The organism is Agromyces sp. Marseille-Q5079, assembly GCF_051016555.1.
Lineage (GTDB): Bacteria > Actinomycetota > Actinomycetes > Actinomycetales > Microbacteriaceae > Agromyces.
In genome coordinates this window covers 384,443-401,078 of sequence record NZ_JBPEJF010000001.1, presented here as the reverse complement: position 1 = coordinate 401,078, position 16,636 = coordinate 384,443, and the positions used below count along the sequence as shown (strand labels likewise).

The 16,636-nt window shown below is 71.4% G+C and carries 12 protein-coding genes; 4 read left to right on the top strand and 8 right to left on the bottom strand.

The window, feature by feature from the left end:
* Positions 1-15: 15 nt before the first annotated feature.
* Positions 16-849, bottom strand: a complete 834-nt coding sequence (locus tag ACR3IO_RS01875) for an ABC transporter permease (RefSeq protein ID WP_434069460.1) — start codon at positions 847-849, stop codon at positions 16-18.
* A complete protein-coding gene (locus ACR3IO_RS01870) occupies positions 846-1,868 on the bottom strand; it encodes an ATP-binding cassette domain-containing protein (RefSeq protein WP_434069459.1) in 1,023 nt (340 codons plus the stop codon). The genes ACR3IO_RS01875 and ACR3IO_RS01870 overlap by 4 nt, the downstream gene beginning before the upstream one ends.
* A gap of 76 nt (positions 1,869-1,944) precedes the next feature.
* On the opposite strand from ACR3IO_RS01870, the gene ACR3IO_RS01865 reads away from it, so the two are divergent.
* Positions 1,945-2,718: a TetR/AcrR family transcriptional regulator gene (locus ACR3IO_RS01865; RefSeq protein ID WP_434069458.1), complete on the top strand. Its 774-nt coding sequence runs from the start codon at positions 1,945-1,947 to the stop codon at positions 2,716-2,718.
* Here the strand turns inward: ACR3IO_RS01865 and ACR3IO_RS01860 are convergent.
* Together ACR3IO_RS01860 and ACR3IO_RS01855 are read right to left on the bottom strand one after the other, a co-directional pair.
* Positions 2,708-2,878 carry an HPP family protein gene (locus ACR3IO_RS01860; protein WP_434069457.1) on the bottom strand — a complete coding sequence of 57 codons (171 nt, stop codon included), beginning with the start codon at positions 2,876-2,878 and terminating at the stop codon, positions 2,708-2,710. The two genes, ACR3IO_RS01865 and ACR3IO_RS01860, sit on opposite strands and share 11 nt — an antisense overlap.
* A 50-nt stretch (positions 2,879-2,928) precedes the next feature.
* The gene (locus tag ACR3IO_RS01855; protein ID WP_434069456.1) at positions 2,929-3,939 is read right to left on the bottom strand and encodes a malate dehydrogenase; all 1,011 of its coding nucleotides are present in this window, start codon (positions 3,937-3,939) and stop codon (positions 2,929-2,931) included.
* Positions 3,940-4,044: 105 nt separating this feature from the next.
* Between ACR3IO_RS01855 and pip the strand changes: the two genes are divergently transcribed.
* Positions 4,045-5,079, top strand: a complete 1,035-nt coding sequence (pip, locus tag ACR3IO_RS01850; protein WP_434069455.1) for a prolyl aminopeptidase — start codon at positions 4,045-4,047, stop codon at positions 5,077-5,079.
* 123 nt (positions 5,080-5,202) lie between these two features.
* Positions 5,203-6,459: a CDP-glycerol glycerophosphotransferase family protein gene (locus ACR3IO_RS01845; protein WP_434069454.1), complete on the top strand. Its 1,257-nt coding sequence runs from the start codon at positions 5,203-5,205 to the stop codon at positions 6,457-6,459.
* Positions 6,460-6,487: 28 nt separating this feature from the next.
* Here the strand turns inward: ACR3IO_RS01845 and ACR3IO_RS01840 are convergent, their stop codons facing one another.
* Together ACR3IO_RS01840 and ACR3IO_RS01835 are read right to left on the bottom strand one after the other, a co-directional pair.
* Positions 6,488-7,747 carry an O-antigen ligase family protein gene (locus tag ACR3IO_RS01840; RefSeq protein ID WP_434069453.1) on the bottom strand — a complete coding sequence of 420 codons (1,260 nt, stop codon included), beginning with the start codon at positions 7,745-7,747 and terminating at the stop codon, positions 6,488-6,490.
* Positions 7,747-9,213 carry a hypothetical protein gene (locus tag ACR3IO_RS01835; RefSeq protein WP_434069452.1) on the bottom strand — a complete coding sequence of 489 codons (1,467 nt, stop codon included), beginning with the start codon at positions 9,211-9,213 and terminating at the stop codon, positions 7,747-7,749. Before ACR3IO_RS01835 ends, ACR3IO_RS01840 begins: the two co-directional genes overlap by 1 nt.
* A 223-nt stretch (positions 9,214-9,436) precedes the next feature.
* On the opposite strand from ACR3IO_RS01835, the gene ACR3IO_RS01830 reads away from it, so the two are divergent.
* Positions 9,437-11,197, top strand: coding sequence for a right-handed parallel beta-helix repeat-containing protein (locus ACR3IO_RS01830; protein WP_434069451.1), 1,761 nt, complete (start codon positions 9,437-9,439; stop codon positions 11,195-11,197).
* On the opposite strand, the gene ACR3IO_RS01825 is transcribed toward ACR3IO_RS01830, so the two are convergent.
* Entirely contained in the window at positions 11,194-12,585 is a 1,392-nt protein-coding gene (locus ACR3IO_RS01825; protein ID WP_434069450.1) for a hypothetical protein, read from the bottom strand. The genes ACR3IO_RS01830 and ACR3IO_RS01825 overlap by 4 nt on opposite strands.
* A 7-nt stretch (positions 12,586-12,592) precedes the next feature.
* Positions 12,593-16,540: a LamG-like jellyroll fold domain-containing protein gene (locus ACR3IO_RS01820; protein ID WP_434069449.1), complete on the bottom strand. Its 3,948-nt coding sequence runs from the start codon at positions 16,538-16,540 to the stop codon at positions 12,593-12,595.
* Positions 16,541-16,636 lie beyond the last annotated feature (96 nt).

The window sequence follows — 16,636 nt, the reverse complement described above, 5'->3', positions numbered from 1 at the left end:
CGGCCGGAGCGACCGCTACCGCCGAAGGTGCCGGTAGGCCGTCGCCGTCAGCGGCAGGAACACGAGCGTGATCACGAGCGGCCAGACGGATGCCGCGAGCACGGCGTTCTCGGCCATCCATCCGCTCGTGACGCCGGTGGGGTTGCCGAACAGCTCCCGGGCTGCGGTCGCCGTCGCCGAGACCGGGTTCCACGTGGCGACGACCCCGAGCCAGCCGGGCATGGTCTCGGCCGAGACGAACACCGTCGACAGGAACCCGATCGGCCAGACCAGCACCTGCACGGCCGTGGTCGCCCCGGTGCCCCGGAAGCTCAGTCCGAGGAAGACGCCGAGCCAGAGCAGGGCGAACCGGAGCCAGAGCAGCAGCACGATGCCGAGTGCGATCTCCGCCGGCCCGGTCGTCGGGCGCCAGCCGATGAGGAGGCCGCCGACCATCAGCACGCCGAGGCTCAGCGCGGAGTTCGCGAGGTCGGCGATGGCCCGCCCGAGCGCGACGGAGGCGCTGGAGATCGGCAGCGAACGGAAGCGGTCGGTGATGCCCCGCTTCGCGTCCTCGGCCATCGCGGTCATCGTGCCCTCGAGGCCGAAGAGCATCGTGAGCGCGAACATGCCCGGCAGCAGGAACGCGATGTAGTCGCCGCCGCCCGGCACCTCGATCGCGCCGCCGAACAGGAATCCGAACAGCAGGATCAGCATGATGTTGAACGCGAGCCCGAACACGAGGCCCCAGGGCTCGCGGACCCAGTGCAGCAGGTCGCGTCCCGCGATGAGCCAGCCCTCGCGGAGGGCGTTGGGTCGTCGGTCGCGCAGTCCGGCGGTTGCGGTGATGGTGCCTGTGGTGGTCGTCATCGTGCCTCCTCGTCGGTGGGTGCGGGGGCGGCCGAGTCGTCAGCGGTGGTGCTGACGCCCTCCGCCGGGGGCCTGCCGGTCAGGTGCAGGAACACCTCGTCGAGGGTCGGCCTTCGCAGCGCGAGGTCGTCGACGACGAGGCCGTCGGCATCGAGGGCGCGGACGATCGGGGCGAGCGCGGCAGAGCCGTTCTCGACCTCGATGGTCACCACGGCGGCATCGTGGTCGACGGATGCCTCGGCGCCGACCGCGTTCGCGATCACGATCGCTGCGCGCTCGACGTCGGTCGCCGCGAACGTCGCCGCGATGCGGTCGCCGCCGAGCCGCCGCTTCAGCTCGGCGGGCGTGCCCTCGGCGATGACGCGGCCGTGGTCCATCACGCTGACGCGGTCGGCGAGCTGGTCGGCCTCGTCGAGCAGCTGCGTGGTGAGGAGCACGGTCGTGCCCATCGAGGCGACCTCGCGCACCGCCTGCCAGACCGTCGCGCGGCCGCGCGGATCGAGTCCGGTGGTGGGCTCGTCGAGGAACAGGATGGCCGGCGTGAGCACGAGGCTCGAGGCGATGTCGAGTCGTCGTCGCATGCCGCCCGAGAAGCCCGAGACCGCGCGGTTCGCGGCATCCGCCAGGCCGAACGCCTCGAGCAGGCGATCGGCGCGCGACCTCGCGCGCGACTTGGAGAGCCCGCTGAGACGTGCGAAGAGCACGAGGTTCTGGTGTGCGGTGAGCGCCTCGTCGACGGCGTGGAACTGGCCGACGAGCCCGATGCGCTCCCGCACCGCCGACGGGTGGCGGCGCACGTCGATGCCGTCGATCGAGGCGGAGCCCTCGTCGAGGTCGGTGAGGGTCGTGAGGCAGCGCACGGCGGTGGTCTTGCCGGCGCCGTTGGGACCGAGGAGCCCGTGCACGGTGCCGGCGGCGACGTGCAGGTCGAACCCGTCGAGTGCCACGTTCTTCGCGTAGCGCTTGCGGAGTCCGATGGCCTCGAGGGCGGGACGGGATGGAACCGGTCGGGAGGGCATCGCTTCCTTTCAACGTACTGTGTACGGAGTTGAGTGGATTAACCGTACACCATACGGAGAATGTAGGCTGGCCTGCATGTCGACCGAATCCACCGGGCGAGGTGAGCCCGATCGCACCCTCCGCCTGCTGTGGCGCGATCGGCTCGGCGAGCCGGTCGGATCACGCGGCCCGAAGCAGCGCACGAGCGTCGACGCCGTGGTCGACGCCGCCATCGAGCTCGCCGACGACGAGGGCGTCGAGGCCCTCTCGATGCGTCGCATCGCCGAACGCCTGGGCCTCAAGCCCATGTCGGTCTACACGTACGTGCCGGGCAAGGCCGAGCTCATCGACCTCATGGTCGACCGCGTCGCGGGCGAGCAGGACCTGCCCGAACTCGACGGGCCGCTGCGCGAGCGCCTCTCGCGCATCGCGCACCTGTCGTGGAACGAGTACCTGCGGCATCCGTGGCTGCTCTCGATCGACACGAGCCGGCCGCCGCTCGGACCGAACGTCTCCGATCGCTGGGAGTGGAGCCTGCGCGCCATCGACGGCCTCGGTCTCGACGACCTCGACATGGACCAGGTCGTCACGCTCATCACCGGCTACGTCAGCGGACCGGCCCGCGCCTACCTCGACGCCGAGCGCCTGCACCGCGCCGTCGCCGAGACCGACGAGGAGTGGTGGGAGCGAAACGCCCCGATCCTCGAGGAGATCATGGATTCGTCCCGCTACCCGATCTCAGGACGCGTCGGCACCGCGGCGGGCGAGGCGTACGGCTCGGCATCCGACCCCGAGCGCAGCTTCCGGTTCGGACTCGAGCGCGTGATCGACGGCATCGAGGCCTACGTCCGCGAGCGCGCTACTCCGTAGGCGGCTTCATGATGGCGCCCGTCGCGAGCCCCATGACCACGCCGGCGGCCAGCCACAGCCAGAAGCCCGTGAAGAGGCTGATGACCACGCCGACGATGATGCCCATCACGAGACCGACGATGAGCTGCTTGCGGCGTGCGGACGAGAGGGACTTGGCCATGCCGCAAGCCTACGTCCGGTGCGCCGCCCCGCCCGAATCAGGGCGTCGCGTCAGACGAGCCCGAGCTCGCGCACGGCGTCGCGCTCGTCGACGAGTTCCCCGACGGATGCCGCGATGCGGTGCTCGGCGAACGCGCTGATCTCCAGCCCCTGCACGATGCGCCAGCGACCCTCGACCGACTCCACCGGGAACGAGGAGACGAGCCCCTCGGGCACGCCGTAGGAACCGTCGGAGACGACGGCCGCGCTGGTCCACCCGTGCTGCGTGCCCTGCACCCAGTCGTGCATGTGGTCGATCGCCGCGCTCGCCGCGGACGCGACCGACGAGGAGCCGCGCACCTCGATGATCTCCGCGCCCCGCTTCGCGACACGGGGGATGAACGTGTCCACGAGCCACTCGCGGGCCACGTCGGTTCCGCCGAGGCGGGCGGCGAGCAGTGAGGGCACCGGCTCGCCGTCGATCGTGGCGTGCGAGACATCCGGGAACTGCGTCGCCGAGTGGTTGCCCCAGATCGTGACGTCGCGGAGCGTGCCGGCCGTGGTGCCGAGCGTCGCGGCGAGCTGGCCGAGGGCGCGGTTGTGGTCGAGGCGGGTGAGCGCCGTGAACCGGTCCTTCGGAACATCGGGGGCGTTCGACGCGGCGATGAGCGCGTTGGTGTTGGCCGGGTTGCCGACCACCACGACGCGGATGTCGTCGGCCGCGCCCGCGTTGATCGCCGCGCCCTGCGGCTTGAAGATGCCGCCGTTGGCGGAGAGCAGGTCGCCGCGTTCCATGCCGGCCGTGCGGGGCCGAGCCCCGACGAGCAGCGCGAGGTTCGCCCCGACGAAGGCCGGCGTCGCGTCGTCGTACACGTCGACCTGGTGCAGCAGCGGGAACGCGGCATCCTGCAGCTCGAGGGCGGCGCCCTCGGCCGCGCGCACGCCCTGCGGGATCTCGAGCAGGTTCAGGCGCACCGGGACGTCGGGTCCGAGGATCGCGCCCGATGCGATGCGGAAGAGCAGGGCGTACCCGATCTGTCCGCCCGCGCCCGTGATGGTGATGGTGACCGGCTTCGCACTCATGTGCCGAGCCTACGCCGCGGAACGCGTCGTCGAGCGGCGTGCGTTCGCGGACCGGCTGCGGCGCGGCATCCGCTCGCCTCAGGACTGCATCGTTACCGTTGGGTCATGAGAGACCTGTATCCGGAGATCGAGCCGCTCGAGACGGGCATGCTCGATGTGGGGGACGGACAGCACATCTACTGGGAGATCTCGGGCAACCGGGAGGGCAAGCCCGTGGTGTTCCTGCACGGCGGGCCCGGCGGCGGCACGAGCCCCGCGCACCGGCGCCTGTTCGACCCCGAGCGCTACCGGATCGTGCTCTTCGACCAGCGCGGCTGCGGCCTCTCCATCCCGCATGCGAGCGAGCCCGCTGCCGATCTCTCGTCGAACACCACCTGGCATCTCGTCGCCGACATCGAACGACTTCGCGTGCACCTGGGCGTCGACCGCTGGCAGGTCTTCGGCGGCTCGTGGGGGAGCGCCCTCGCCCTCGCCTACGCGGAGACCCATCCCGAGCGGGTCACCGAGCTCGTGCTTCGCGGGATCTTCACCCTGCGCCGGCAGGAGCTCGACTGGTTCTACGAGGGCGGCGCCTCGGCGATCTTCCCCGACCTCTGGGAGGACTTCCTCGCGCCCGTGCCGCTGCTCGACCGAGCGCACCTCATCGAGGCGTACGGCCGCCTGCTCGCCGACCCGAATCCCGAGGTGCACCAGTCCGCGGCGATCGCGTGGTCGCGATGGGAGGCCTCGACCATCACGCTGCTGCCGCAGATCGAGACGATCGCGAAATTCGTCTCGCCCGAGTACGCGACGGCGTTCGCCCGCATCGAGAACCACTACTTCCGTCACGGCGGATGGTGGGACGACGGGCAGCTCATCCGCGACGCGCACCGGCTCGCCGGGATCCCGACGGTCATCGTGCAGGGCCGCTACGACATGTGCACGCCCGTGATGACGGCCTGGGACCTGCACCGCGCCCTTCCCGAGGCGGAGCTGCGGATCATCGGCGACGCCGGCCACGCGTTCGACGAGCCCGGCATCCTCGACGCCCTCGTCGACGCGACCGACCGGTTCGCCGGTGCGCGCGACTGGGATGACGCCGCCGAGCCCACTGGCGCTGCGGGCGACGGCGAGGACGGATCCGACCCAGACGCCTCCTGAACGAGGGGCGCGCCTCCCGACCCGCGTGTGGAAGCATGGCAGCACGCGGCGCGTCCGGGCCGTGGGAGGAGGCCGCGACATGCCCATCGACGTCAGTTCCTCCGGGTTGCCGGGGCGGCCCGCGTGAAGGCCCGCCTCTCGCACGCGGCGCGACGCGTGCAGCGCGTGATCGTCCGGGTCATCCTGGCCATCGCGCCGAAACGCCGGCACGTCGTCGTGAACGGCTATCCCGTCGACGAGGGCAACGCCATCGAGATGCTCCGCGCCACCGCCGAGCGGTACCCGGGCGGCATCAGCTGGCTCGTGCCCGAGGTCGCCGAGGCCCGGGCCGTGCTGTCCGCGTCCGGCGCCGACCCCGACGGTCGGGTCGAGATCGTGCCGCATCGATCCTTCGCGGGCCTGTGGCGGTTCGCCACGGCGGAGGTCTCGATGTTCACGCACGGCCTGTTCGGCAACCCAGGGACGGTTCCGCGCAAGACGATGGTCAACCTCTGGCACGGTGGCGGGTTCAAGGGCCACATCATGAGCGATGAGCGCGGTCGGCCCACGATCTCGTCCGACTACCTCGTCGCGAGCACCCGCAAGTTCGGGCTCGCGCGCGCCCGCGAGTGCCGGCTTCCCGAGGGTCGACTCCTGCTCACCGGCAACCCGCGGGTCGACCAGTTCGCCCGGTCGGGGTCGGCGCCGCTCGCGCGGCTCGGCATCGACCCGTCGCGGCCGTTCATCCTGTGGATGCCCACGTTCCGCAACAACAAGGGCCGTGGGCTCACGGCCTCGTGGTCGGATGTCGCGGGCGCGGGCGCGGGCGCGGGCGCGGGCGCAGGCGTAGGCGCGGGCGCAGGCCAACCCGACGTCAATGCGGTCATGGCCGGATGCGTCGCCCTGCTCGAGCGCGAGTACGGCCTCACCGTGGTCGTGAAGCCGCATCCCCAGGATGCCGAGAGCCGTGCGATCCCGGGGGCGATCGTCGTGACGAACGAGGACCTCCGGGCGGCCGGGGTGCAGCTGTACGAGCTCATCGGCGCGGCCGCCGGGCTCCTCACGGACTACTCGAGCGTGTGGATCGACTACCTGGTGCTCGACCGTCCCATCGCGTTCGTCGTGCCCGACGAGGCGGGCTACGCCGCGGGGCGCGGCTTCGACCCACCGGACGCGCTCGACTGGCTGCCCGGTCCGAAGCTCGCCGACGAGACGGATGTCCGGGCGTTCGCCGAGGACGTCCGGGCGGGTGGCTCGGCATCGAGGCCGAGGCGTCGCGAGGTCGCCGCCGAGATCGGGCACGTCGCCGGACCGGCGGTCGCCCACCACATCCTCGACGAGCTGCAGGCCCGCGGCGTCTTCGCCCAGCCGATCGCGCCGCATGCGGTGACGGCGGCCTGAGCACGACCTGTCGCGGGGGATCGCGGCGTCAGGTGCGATGCGGTCCGACGGCCGCCTCCCGCGGTCCGGCATCCCTGAGCAGGTCGTAGGTCGTCGGGCGCGGCGGTCGCGGATACTGCGACCCCGGCTCCAGGACCAGCGAGATCGTGAGGAAGAGCGCGAAGATCGCGCTGGACTCGATGAGGCCGTTCTCGAGCGTGCTGCGGGCGATGATGAGCACCAGCAACGGGAGCGTGAGGTTGCGGAGCATCCGGTCGGAGCGCAGGCTGTCGAGCGTGGTCGCCACCACCCAGAGGCCGACGAGGGCGATGCCGATGACGCCGGCCTGCGCGAGCACCGACACCCAACTGCTGTCGAGCACCTGCGAGTCCCACCAGCGCTGGTTGACGGTGACGGTCTTGACCGCGAGCCCGACGCCGATCCACTTCGCCCAGGTCTCGAACGGCACCTCGAGGACCGCGGTCCACGCGATCGTCCGCGAACTCAGGCTCGCGAGCTCGGCCGCGCTCTGGCCGCGGATCGCGAACTGCTCGACGATGTCGGTGAAGGTGAGGACGACGTAGGCGACGGGCACGAGCACGATGATGCCGGCCGCGGTCGAGCGCGGGATCGGCATGGCCATCAGCAGGGCGAGGACGACCGCGATCCCGACGACGATCAGCGTCGTGCGAGAACCTGTTGCGAACACGATTCCGGCGAAGACCACGAAGAAGGCGGTGTTCCAGAGGCGGGCGCCGCGACGCCCGAGGTCGACGACGAGGGCGACGGCGGCCGGGGCGGCGAGGCCGGCCACCTCGTTCGGCTGCATGTCGGGGATGCCGCCGCCGAGTCGTCCGTCGGCGACGAGCTCGGGGAGGCCGGTGACGGCTGCGACGAGCGCGACGGCGCCGAGCGCGCTGAGCAGGGTCGTGAGGACGAGCATCGGGGGACCCGACGCCACGAGCACCACCACGGTCGCGGTGACGAGCACGATGCGCGCGCTCAGCACCATCGACGAGGTCGGGTCACCGGCGGCGATCGCCCCCACGCTCGAGACGGCGACGACGATGAGGAGGAGGATCAGGGACCGCGCGCCGACCCGGCCGTGACGCCGGACGGTGCGCGTCACGACCACGGCGCCGATGAAGGCGGTGAGGCCGACGGCGGCCTTCGCGATGACGACCGGGTCGATCCCGCCGGTGAACAGCACGCCCGGCCGCCACGACACCACGCTCACGACGAGGAGCACCCATACCGCGAAGAACGCGGCCTGCCGCCCGCTGACCGGTGGTCGGACGGAGGCGGACATCAGTCCCGACCCGGGGTCTTCCGGAGCGGAGCTTCGGGCTCTGCAGGGCGAGGAGCCGCCGGAGCCTGGGGAACCGGCCGCACCTGCACCGGTCCGGGCACCTCCGCCGGCCCGGGCGCCTCGGCGAAGTCCTCCGAACGCCACCCCGCGGCGAGGTCGGTGTGGTGGCGCTGGGGGACGTCGACGAAGACGACGCCGATCGGTCGCAGGCCCTCGAGCCGCAGGTCGGTCACGACGCGCGCCAGGTCGGCCTCCTTGGTCGAGCCGTAGCGGGCGATGACGACGACGACGTCGGCGAGGGACGCGACCGCGTGGAGGTCGAGGGGGCGGGTCGCGGTCGTGGCCTGCACGATCGCCACGTCGGCATGGGCGGTGATCGCTGCGGCGAGCGCCGGGAACCTGCGTTCGGTGACGAGCTCGGTCGGCAGGTCCAGACCGCGCGGGAGGGCCCAGACCTCGCCGGCATCCGACGAGACGTCGACGGGGCGGACCGAATCCGAGAGCGTCGTGGAGCCGGACACCACGAGTTCGCCGAGGCCCGGCCGCTCCGCGAGGTCGGCGATGGCCGGCACGGCGGACCCGGGCTCGGGCGTGCCCTCGACGAGCAGCACGTTGCGGCCCGTCTCGGCGTAGGCGCGGCCCAGTCCGAGCCGGACCTGCGAGGGCGCGGCCGTCGGCGACGTCGGCACCAGGACGAGGAACCTCGGGACCTCGCCGCCGTTGGCCTGTCGGATGTTGAGCGCTGCCTCGAGGTAGCCGTCGGCCTCGGGTTCGAGCACCGGGGCGCCATGACCGCCGAGGCGACGACGACGACGGAGCTGGCCGAACACGGGCAGGCCGGAGACCCGCCGGACATCGGCCGCGGTGCGGATGCGCGTGTCGAACTGCTCGAGCGTCAGCGCGAGGATGGCGCCGAGGGCGAGGCCCGTCACGAGCCCCAGACCGAGGATGACCGTGCGCTGCGGCGCGCTCGGCGACGACGGCGCCTGTGCGGGGATGCGGACGTCGAGCTCGACGGTGTAGGTCGAATCCGGTGAGTTCTCGATCTCGGAGACCTCCTCGGCGAGGCCGGCCGCCGCGGCGTTCGCGAGGCCGGCGGCATCCGCACCGGTCGGCCCCTCGGCCGTCACCTCGATGAGGACGGTGCCCGTGGGATTGGACGCGCTGACGAGGGACGCGAGCTCCCCGGTCGAGGCATCCGTGCCGAGCTCGTCGGCCGCCTGCTCGAGCACGTCGTCGCTGTACACCAGGTCGGGGTAGGACCCGACGCGAGCCAGGCTGAACTGCGAGAGTTCGGCGAGTGAGGCGACCGGCGACTGCACCGACAGGAACAGCGTCGCCTTCGCCGTGTACGTCGGCGGGATCACCGCCGTGGCCACTGCGGCGAAGCCCACGCACGCCACCACCGAGGTGAGGATCACAGCCCATCGCCGTTGGAACACCTGGAGGTAGCCGGGAGCAGTCATTCGGACCTTCCATCGCACGGCGTGGTGACTCCACTGAATGTACCAGTGCGCCCTCCTCCGACGTCGCCCCCCGTGCCGGGGATGGTGCACGCCACGCGTCAGGGGGAGAATCGACCCAACCTCCGGGGTCCCTCCGACTCCGTCCGAAGAGCCGAGGAGCTCGTGCATGGACCCGGCCGCGCCGAAACCCCCGCAGGCACCGCGGCGGCGTGCGAGGCGCTGGGTGATCGCGGGAGCCGGCCTCGTCGCCGTCGCGGGCGTCGCGATCGCGAGCGTGTGGATCCTCGGTGGGACGAGCGCCGGAGCGCCCTCGCTCCCACCGATCCCCGAGGGGCAGTCGGCGGGGGCGCCCGACGGCCTCATCGGCCTCGAGCCGGATGCCGGAGCGCTGCCGCCCGGGGCCACCGACTACGCCGTCCCCGACGACGCGCTGTTCGTCGACGCCGAGGTCCCGGGGAGGGCGCCGTCGGATGACGCCTACCGAACGATCCAGGAGGCCGTGGAGGTCGCGACCCACGGCGCCACGATCGTGGTCCGGGAAGGCGAATACCGCGAGAGCGTCGTGGTGACGGACTCGCGCGGGCTCACGATCCAGGCCTACCCCGGCGAGGCGGTCTGGCTCGACGGCAGCATCGTCGTCGACGGCTGGGTCGCCGACGGTCCGCGTTGGCGGCACGACGGATGGACCGTCGAGCTCGACTCGAGTCCGACCTTCGAGCGCGGTGCCCCCGAGAACCAGGAGCACGGCTGGACGTTCGTCGACGACGCCCATCCGATGGCGGCGCATCCCGACCAGGTGTGGATCGGAGACGAGGCCCTCAGCCAGGTCGAGGACCCGGCCGACGTCGGCACGGGCCAGTTCGCGGTGGATCACGAGTCCCAGTCGCTCGTCGTCGGGTCGGATCCGACCGATTCGGAGGTCCGTGCGAGCGTGATCCCGAGGGCGCTCCAACTCCGATCCGAAGGCGTGACGATCCGCGGGATCGGCGTCAGGCGGTACGCGACCTCGGTGCCCGACATGGGATCCGTCACGATCGAGCGGCCCGGGATCACGCTCGAGAACCTCACCGTCCAGGAGAGTGCGACGACCGGGGTCTTCGTCGGCGCCGCGAATGCGACGCTCCGCGCGCTCACGGCCGAACGCAACGGCATGATCGGGATCTCCGCGAACTTCGCCGACGAACTGGTCGTCGACCACGTCGCGTCCGTCGAGAACAACACCGAGTCGTTCAATCGTGCGCCGGTCGCCGGCGGGATGAAGCTCACGAGGTCGCGCGACGTGACCGTCGTGTCTTCCGAGTTCGCCGACAACCGTGCGACCGGGCTCTGGTTCGACCAGTCGTGCTACCTGATCGGCGTCGCCGACAATCGCCTCGAACGCAACGCGGGCCACGGCCTGTTCCTCGAGATCTCCGCCCGTGCCGTCGTCGTGCGCAACGTGATCGCCAAGAACGCCCGGTACGGCGTCAAGGTCAACGACACGAGCGACGTCGTGCTGCGACACAACCTGCTGCTCGGCAACGCATGGGGCATCGCCGTCCTGCAGGACGACCGTCGCGCGGACGTGCCGGACGCGCAAGGCCTGGATCGGCGCTTCTCCCAGCCCGATCCCACGATGACGTGGGTCGGCACGGACATCGCGATCGTCGGGAACACGCTCGTGGGCGGCGGGCCCGAGCCCCTCCTCTGGGTGGAGGACTACTCGGGGCAGTACGACGCAGAGGCGTTGAGGACCGTCGCCGAGGGCAACCTGTACGTCCGCGCGGCCGCCGATGCGCCACGCGTGATGGTGAAGTGGCAGGTCGACCCGGGATGGGAACCCGCCGGATACGACACCCTGACGGCGTTCCGCGAGGCGAGCGGGCACGAGACGACCGGCGTGGAGGTGGTCGGCACGGAGACCGGCACGGCGGCGCCGACGACTCCCGCGGCCTTCGAGTGGCCGGACTGGGCGCAGACGGCCTTCAGCGGCATCCTGCGCTAGCCGTCGCTCCCCGCCTCCGCTGCCGCCTCGGGTTCGGCTGCGGCATCCGGTTCGACCGCGGTCTCCGCTTCTCGGCGTTCGCGCCGGGCAAGCGGGACGAGGAGGAGGTTGCGCACCACGATCCCGCCGAGGATCGGCGCGATCGCGATCACGGCCGGCACGTACGCGGGATCCCCGCCGACGACGAGCAGCACGCCCGCGAGGATCACCGCGAGTCCCGTGTCGGCGGCACGGATGGCGAAGACCGCGCTCTGCCGTCCCGCCACCGAGGCCAGCGCCCCGTAGGGGGCCACCGCCGCGATCGAGGTCGAGAACGCGATCCACCCCAGGACGGCGACGACGTCGAGCGGCTCGCCGAACAGCAGCGGCCCGAGCCACGGGAGCACCAGCAGCATCGCCGCCCCGACGACGGCGATGAGGGCGACGAGTGCGAGCACCGCACGGTCGGCGCTGCGGAGCTTGCCGAACAGGGTCGAATCGTGGTCGTGTGCGAAGTGGACGAAGAGGAACGAGCCGAGCCCGCTGACCACGAGCGTCACGGGCGCCACGTACGTCCGCGCGGCCTCGATCATGCCGACGGCCGCGAGCGATGCCGTGATCGTCACGATGACGCGGATCGCCGTGAGCATCGCGGGGCGCAGGACCTGCTGGGATGCGCGCCAGAATCCGTATCGGAAGACCTCCCGGTGGCCGCCGAGGACGAACGGGACCACTCGGCGTTCACCCGCGGGCAGGAACAGGACGCCGATGACGCCCCCGACCAGTTGGCCGGCCGCGACCGCCGCGACGAAGCCGAGCAGGCTCGGCGTGGACCACCACCAGATGCCGGCCACCACCGCCAGCGCGACGGCGAAGGCGATCGCGTCGACCGCGACGACGCGCCAGAACACGATGGAGGCCATGAGCATCCGCCGCACGAGCTCCTCGAGCGAGAACAGGGTCATCGCCAGGAAGACCGCGATCGTCTCGGGCACGTCGGTGAGGCCGATCGCGAGGAACACGCCGGCGCCCGCGAGGGCGACGACGACCGGGATCGCGATGGCGAACTGCTCGAGCGCCGATCGGATGCGGCGATCATGGCGGTCGAGCACGGTGTACGCGTCGCCGACGAACCCGCCGGTGATCGCGGAGACGATCTGCATCGTCCCGTAGAGGATCGCGAAGGCGCCGAGGCCGTCGAAGCCCAGCGTCCGGGCGACGAGCACCTGGATCGTGAAGCTCGCGAGGGCCTGCATGCCCTGCGAGGCCACGGCGCCGACCGCCCCGCCCTTCGACGTGCGTCGGGCCGGTCCGAGCGCCCTGTCGACCGGCGCACCGTCGGCGAGAGCGGACGGACCGCGGCCGCGCCTCCGAGAGGATGCGCGGCCGCGGTCCGGGAATCCGGTCATCGGACCGTCACTGGGCCTCGACGCTGACGAAGTCGTCGAAGCGGACGGTGATGGGGATGTTGGTGGCCGAGGACGAGATGTAGCTCTCGACCCCGATGCTGCCGGCTGCCTGCATCGCGGCCGTGGCATCCGTCGTCGTCGCCTGCCACGCGGCCGGCTCGGTCGTGCCGGCCTTCCAGATCTTGCCGGCGATCGTGGTCGGGTTGGTCCCGGTCACGCTCACCTTGATGAGCAGCGTGTCGCCGGCGGCGAACGTGAGGCCGCCGATGGTCGTGTTGGACAGGATCACGGAGGACCCGCGCAGGAGCTGGAGGCCGACGGAGCCACCGGGCTGGAGTCGGATCCGGCCCTGGTAGAAGTCGGTGCCGACCTGCCGGCCGACCGCGCCCGCCACGACCTGCCCCACGGCCACGTCCTTGTCGACCGTCACGGCGACCTGGGTCACCGATCCGGTCTGGCTGATGCCGCCCAGCAGCGCACGACGCGTCGAGCCGGTCGCCGCGTGCAGGAACACGCCCCGGCCGCCGGACACCGTGTAGTTCGCATTGACCGTGGACTGCCACGCGCCGCCCGTCGTCGCCGTGCCCCAGCCTGCGGACACCGTGCGAGCGAAGTCGTCGGATGCCAGGGTCACCGGCCCGACCGGCGGGGCCGTCGCGGTGACGGTCGCCGTGGAGGTCGCCGTGGCGCCCGCGTCGTCGGTCACCGTGAGCGTGACGTCGTAGTCGCCCTCCTCCGCGTAGGCGTGCGTGGCCTCGACGCCGGTGCCGGTCTCGCCGTCGCCGAAGTCCCACTCGTAGAGCTCGATCGTGCCGTCCGAATCGGTCGATCCGCCGGCGTCGAACTCGGCGTCGAGCAGGTCGACCGTGCTCGTGAAGAGCGCCGTCGGCGGGCTGTTCGGCACGATGGTCGAGCCCAGCGAGTAGTGCGACTGGACGGTCGCGGCGCTGAGTGCGGTCGGGTAGACCGCGAACTCGTCGATCGTGCCGTCGAACCACGGGCTGGACGAACCCCACGTGACGTCGCCACCGGCCCGCCAGTAGCCGTCGTAGCCCTGGGCCTCCGTCTGGCCGTTGGTCCCGACCAGTGCGCCGTCGACGTACAGCCTCATGCCCGCCGACGACGACTGGGTCGCCACGACCTGGTGCCATGCACCGTCGTTGTACGGCTGATCCGTCGTGATGGTGTTCGTGAAGCCGGTCCACGTGCCGAAGACGAGCCTTCCGTCATCCTGCATGTAGACGTGGCGGTCGTAGTTGCTCGACAGCCCGTTGTTGCTGTTGCCGAAGCCGGTGATCTTGCCGCCCTGCGTCGTGGTGGTCTTGAACCAGGCCTCCGTCGAGTAGTTGTTCGAGCCGGGGACCGGCGCCGACGTGACGGCGAAGCCCCCATTGAACTGGACCGCCGTGTCACCGACGTCGACGAGCGCACCGGCTGCACCGGGCGACCTGGTGCCGACGTAGCTGCCGTCGGCGGCCTGGGCGCTCGCGTCCTTCGCGACCGCGCCGCCGGATTCGCCGAGGCGGAAGTACACCAGGGGATCGGCTGCGAAGACGGCGGCGCCGTAGGCGTCGGCCGGCGCGGTGGGGACCGCCGCAGGATCGCGGCCGGAGGCCGTGTAGTGCTCGAGCACCTGATCCGTCGTCAGCGGTGCGGGGTAGACCGCGACCTCGTCGATCGCGCCGTTGAAGTTGCGATCGCCCTCCCACGTGTTGTCGCCGCCGACTCGCCAGTAGCCCCAGTACTGCTGGCCCCAGGTGACGTCGGGGTTCAGCCCGACGCGCCGGCCGTCGACGAACAGCTGCATGCCGTTCGCGCCCATCGAGCCCACCACGTGGTGCCATTCGCCGTCGTTGTAGCTCTTCGGCGACTGGAGGGTCGCCAGGCCGTTCGGATACACGCCGAACGTGACCTTGCCCTGCGGGGTCATGTAGATGTGGCGGTCGTAGCTGTTGGAGTCGCCGGACGGGTTGGACCCGTACCCGACGATCTTCCCGCCCGATGTCGACGTCGTCTTGAACCAGGCCTCGGCCGAGAACGAGTTGTCGCGCCAGACCTGCTCCTGGGAGATCGCGCGACCCGCGTCGGTGCCGTTGAAGCCGGCCGACGTGTTCTGGTCGCCGAGGATCGCCCCGGGCTGGCCGTAGGTCACGCCGGTGCCGTTCACGGCGTTCGAGCGACCGACGCTGTCGGCGGCGCTCGGCGTGCCCGACGGGTCGCCGAAGCGCCAGTAGTACGTGGGCTTGTCGTCGATCACGGTGCGGGCGTACGAGCTCAGCGAACCCGTGCCCGATGCGGTGATCGAGAGCGTCGACCCCCACCCGCTGTTGCCGAGCGGGTCGATGGCGCGCAGGCGATACGTGTACGACTGGCCCGGGGTCAGTCCCGTGTCGACGAAGGTCATAGTCGGGCGGTCGTAGAACCGCGAGTCCTCCGTCATGACCTGGACCGGCGTCGCCGTCCTCCCGTCTCGGATCACCTGGTAGGTGAGCCGCTCGTTGTCGCGGTCGTAGTTCGCGGGCCAGCTGGCGGTGACCACGCCGGCGGCCGGCGAGGCGAGCTTCGGCACGAAGTTGTCGCCGGTCAGGCGGGGGCCGTCGAGGTTGGGCGCGGTCGAGCGTGCCGCGAACCTCACGATGCCCTGGAACGCCTTGTTGTTCACCATGGTGAACTCGCCGCCGTACACGGCGTATCGGCTGTCGGCTGCGACATCCCATGGCCCCTGGTACTGCCCGGTGAAGGTGCCCAGGTTGATCGTGGGGAACCAGTTGAGCAGGGAGGGAGCCGCGGCGCCCGCGTGGTCGGGGTACCCGTACGGGTCGGGCAGGTTGACGCCCGTCGCGGCCTTGGAGTAGGCGATGCCGCGGTAGAACGTCCACGGTTCGGTCTGCGGGTATCCGCCCATGTTGCCGCAGTAGTGCGCGTGCCCGGCCGTGTAGATCGTGTCGCCGACCGCGGCGACGGAGTACGTGTCGCCGTGGCAGTCGGCGACCCAGTCGACCTCGCCGGTGGCCCAGCTGCCGCGGAAGGTGCCCTCGAGGTTGCCGCCCCCGCCGTAGTGGTATCCGGATCCGTAGAAGCTGTCGCCATCGGATTCGAGGCTGACGACCGCGGCTTCGGTGCCCGCATTGCGCACGGAGGCGTTCGCGTTCCACGGGACGACGGTCGCGCCCGAGGTCGAGTTGACCGCGATCAGGCCGTACCCCGGGTTGTCACTGCCGTTCGCCCTGGTGAAGTCGCCGCCGATGACGACCTTCGTGGCGTCGGGCGAGACGATGAGGTCCCAGGCGCGACCGCCGGTCAGGACCGGGGCCCACGGCTGGATCGCGCCGTTCGATGCGGCCACCGCGGCCGAGAAGCCGGGCCGGGCGGTGCTGTTCACCGAGCTGAAGTGCCCGCTGAGGTACACCGTCGTGTTCGTCGCGTCGAGTGCCCACACGCGGTTGTTGGCGCTCACGTTGAAGGCCGTCGCGACGTTGCCGGTCGCCGTGTCGAAGGCGACGATGCGATTGCGGGTGGCGCCGTTCACCTGGGTGAACTCGCCGCCGGCGTAGAGCCGCTTGCCGTCGGGGGATGCCGCGATCGCGCGGACCTGCCCGTTCAGGGTCGGCGCCCACGGCAGGAGCGTGCCGGTGTTGATGTCGAACGCGAGCAGGTGGCTCCGGTTCACCTCGTTCACGCCCGCGGCCGAACCGGCCGGGCGCGCCTTGGTGAAGTTGCCGGCCACGTAGACCGTGTTTCCGACGATCTCCTGGTCCCAGACGACGCCGTTGATCTGCGGTGCCGGCAGGGGGTCGCTGGAGACGGTCGCCGGGACGACCGCCTCGGGTGGAGCGGTGTCCGCGGCGGCTGGTGCGGCGAACGCCGCAACGGTCAGCCCGGAGGCGATTACGGCGGCGATCACGGCGCTCGAAAGGAAGCGCAGTCGCGACGACGCGGGCTCGGGTGCACCCATCGTGGTCCTCATTCGGTCAGCGGGTAATGGGCGAGCAATACGCCCCTGTGCTGCGCCAACTTACGCCGATCCCCGCCCGGCGACCCGCCCCATTCC

What these genes read in the sequence shown, in the direction of transcription:
- ACR3IO_RS01835 (WP_434069452.1), bottom strand. Translation starts at nt 9,213, where the DNA reads ATGACTGCTCCCGGCTACCTCCAGGTGTTCCAACGGCGATGGGCTGTG.
- ACR3IO_RS01820 (WP_434069449.1), bottom strand. Translation starts at nt 16,540, where the DNA reads ATGGGTGCACCCGAGCCCGCGTCGTCGCGACTGCGCTTCCTTTCGAGC.
- ACR3IO_RS01825 (WP_434069450.1), bottom strand. Translation starts at nt 12,585, where the DNA reads ATGACCGGATTCCCGGACCGCGGCCGCGCATCCTCTCGGAGGCGCGGC.
- ACR3IO_RS01875 (WP_434069460.1), bottom strand. Translation starts at nt 849, where the DNA reads ATGACGACCACCACAGGCACCATCACCGCAACCGCCGGACTGCGCGAC.
- ACR3IO_RS01870 (WP_434069459.1), bottom strand. Translation starts at nt 1,868, where the DNA reads ATGCCCTCCCGACCGGTTCCATCCCGTCCCGCCCTCGAGGCCATCGGA.
- pip (WP_434069455.1), top strand. Translation starts at nt 4,045, where the DNA reads ATGAGAGACCTGTATCCGGAGATCGAGCCGCTCGAGACGGGCATGCTC.
- ACR3IO_RS01860 (WP_434069457.1), bottom strand. Translation starts at nt 2,878, where the DNA reads ATGGCCAAGTCCCTCTCGTCCGCACGCCGCAAGCAGCTCATCGTCGGT.
- ACR3IO_RS01840 (WP_434069453.1), bottom strand. Translation starts at nt 7,747, where the DNA reads ATGTCCGCCTCCGTCCGACCACCGGTCAGCGGGCGGCAGGCCGCGTTC.
- ACR3IO_RS01855 (WP_434069456.1), bottom strand. Translation starts at nt 3,939, where the DNA reads ATGAGTGCGAAGCCGGTCACCATCACCATCACGGGCGCGGGCGGACAG.
- ACR3IO_RS01865 (WP_434069458.1), top strand. Translation starts at nt 1,945, where the DNA reads ATGTCGACCGAATCCACCGGGCGAGGTGAGCCCGATCGCACCCTCCGC.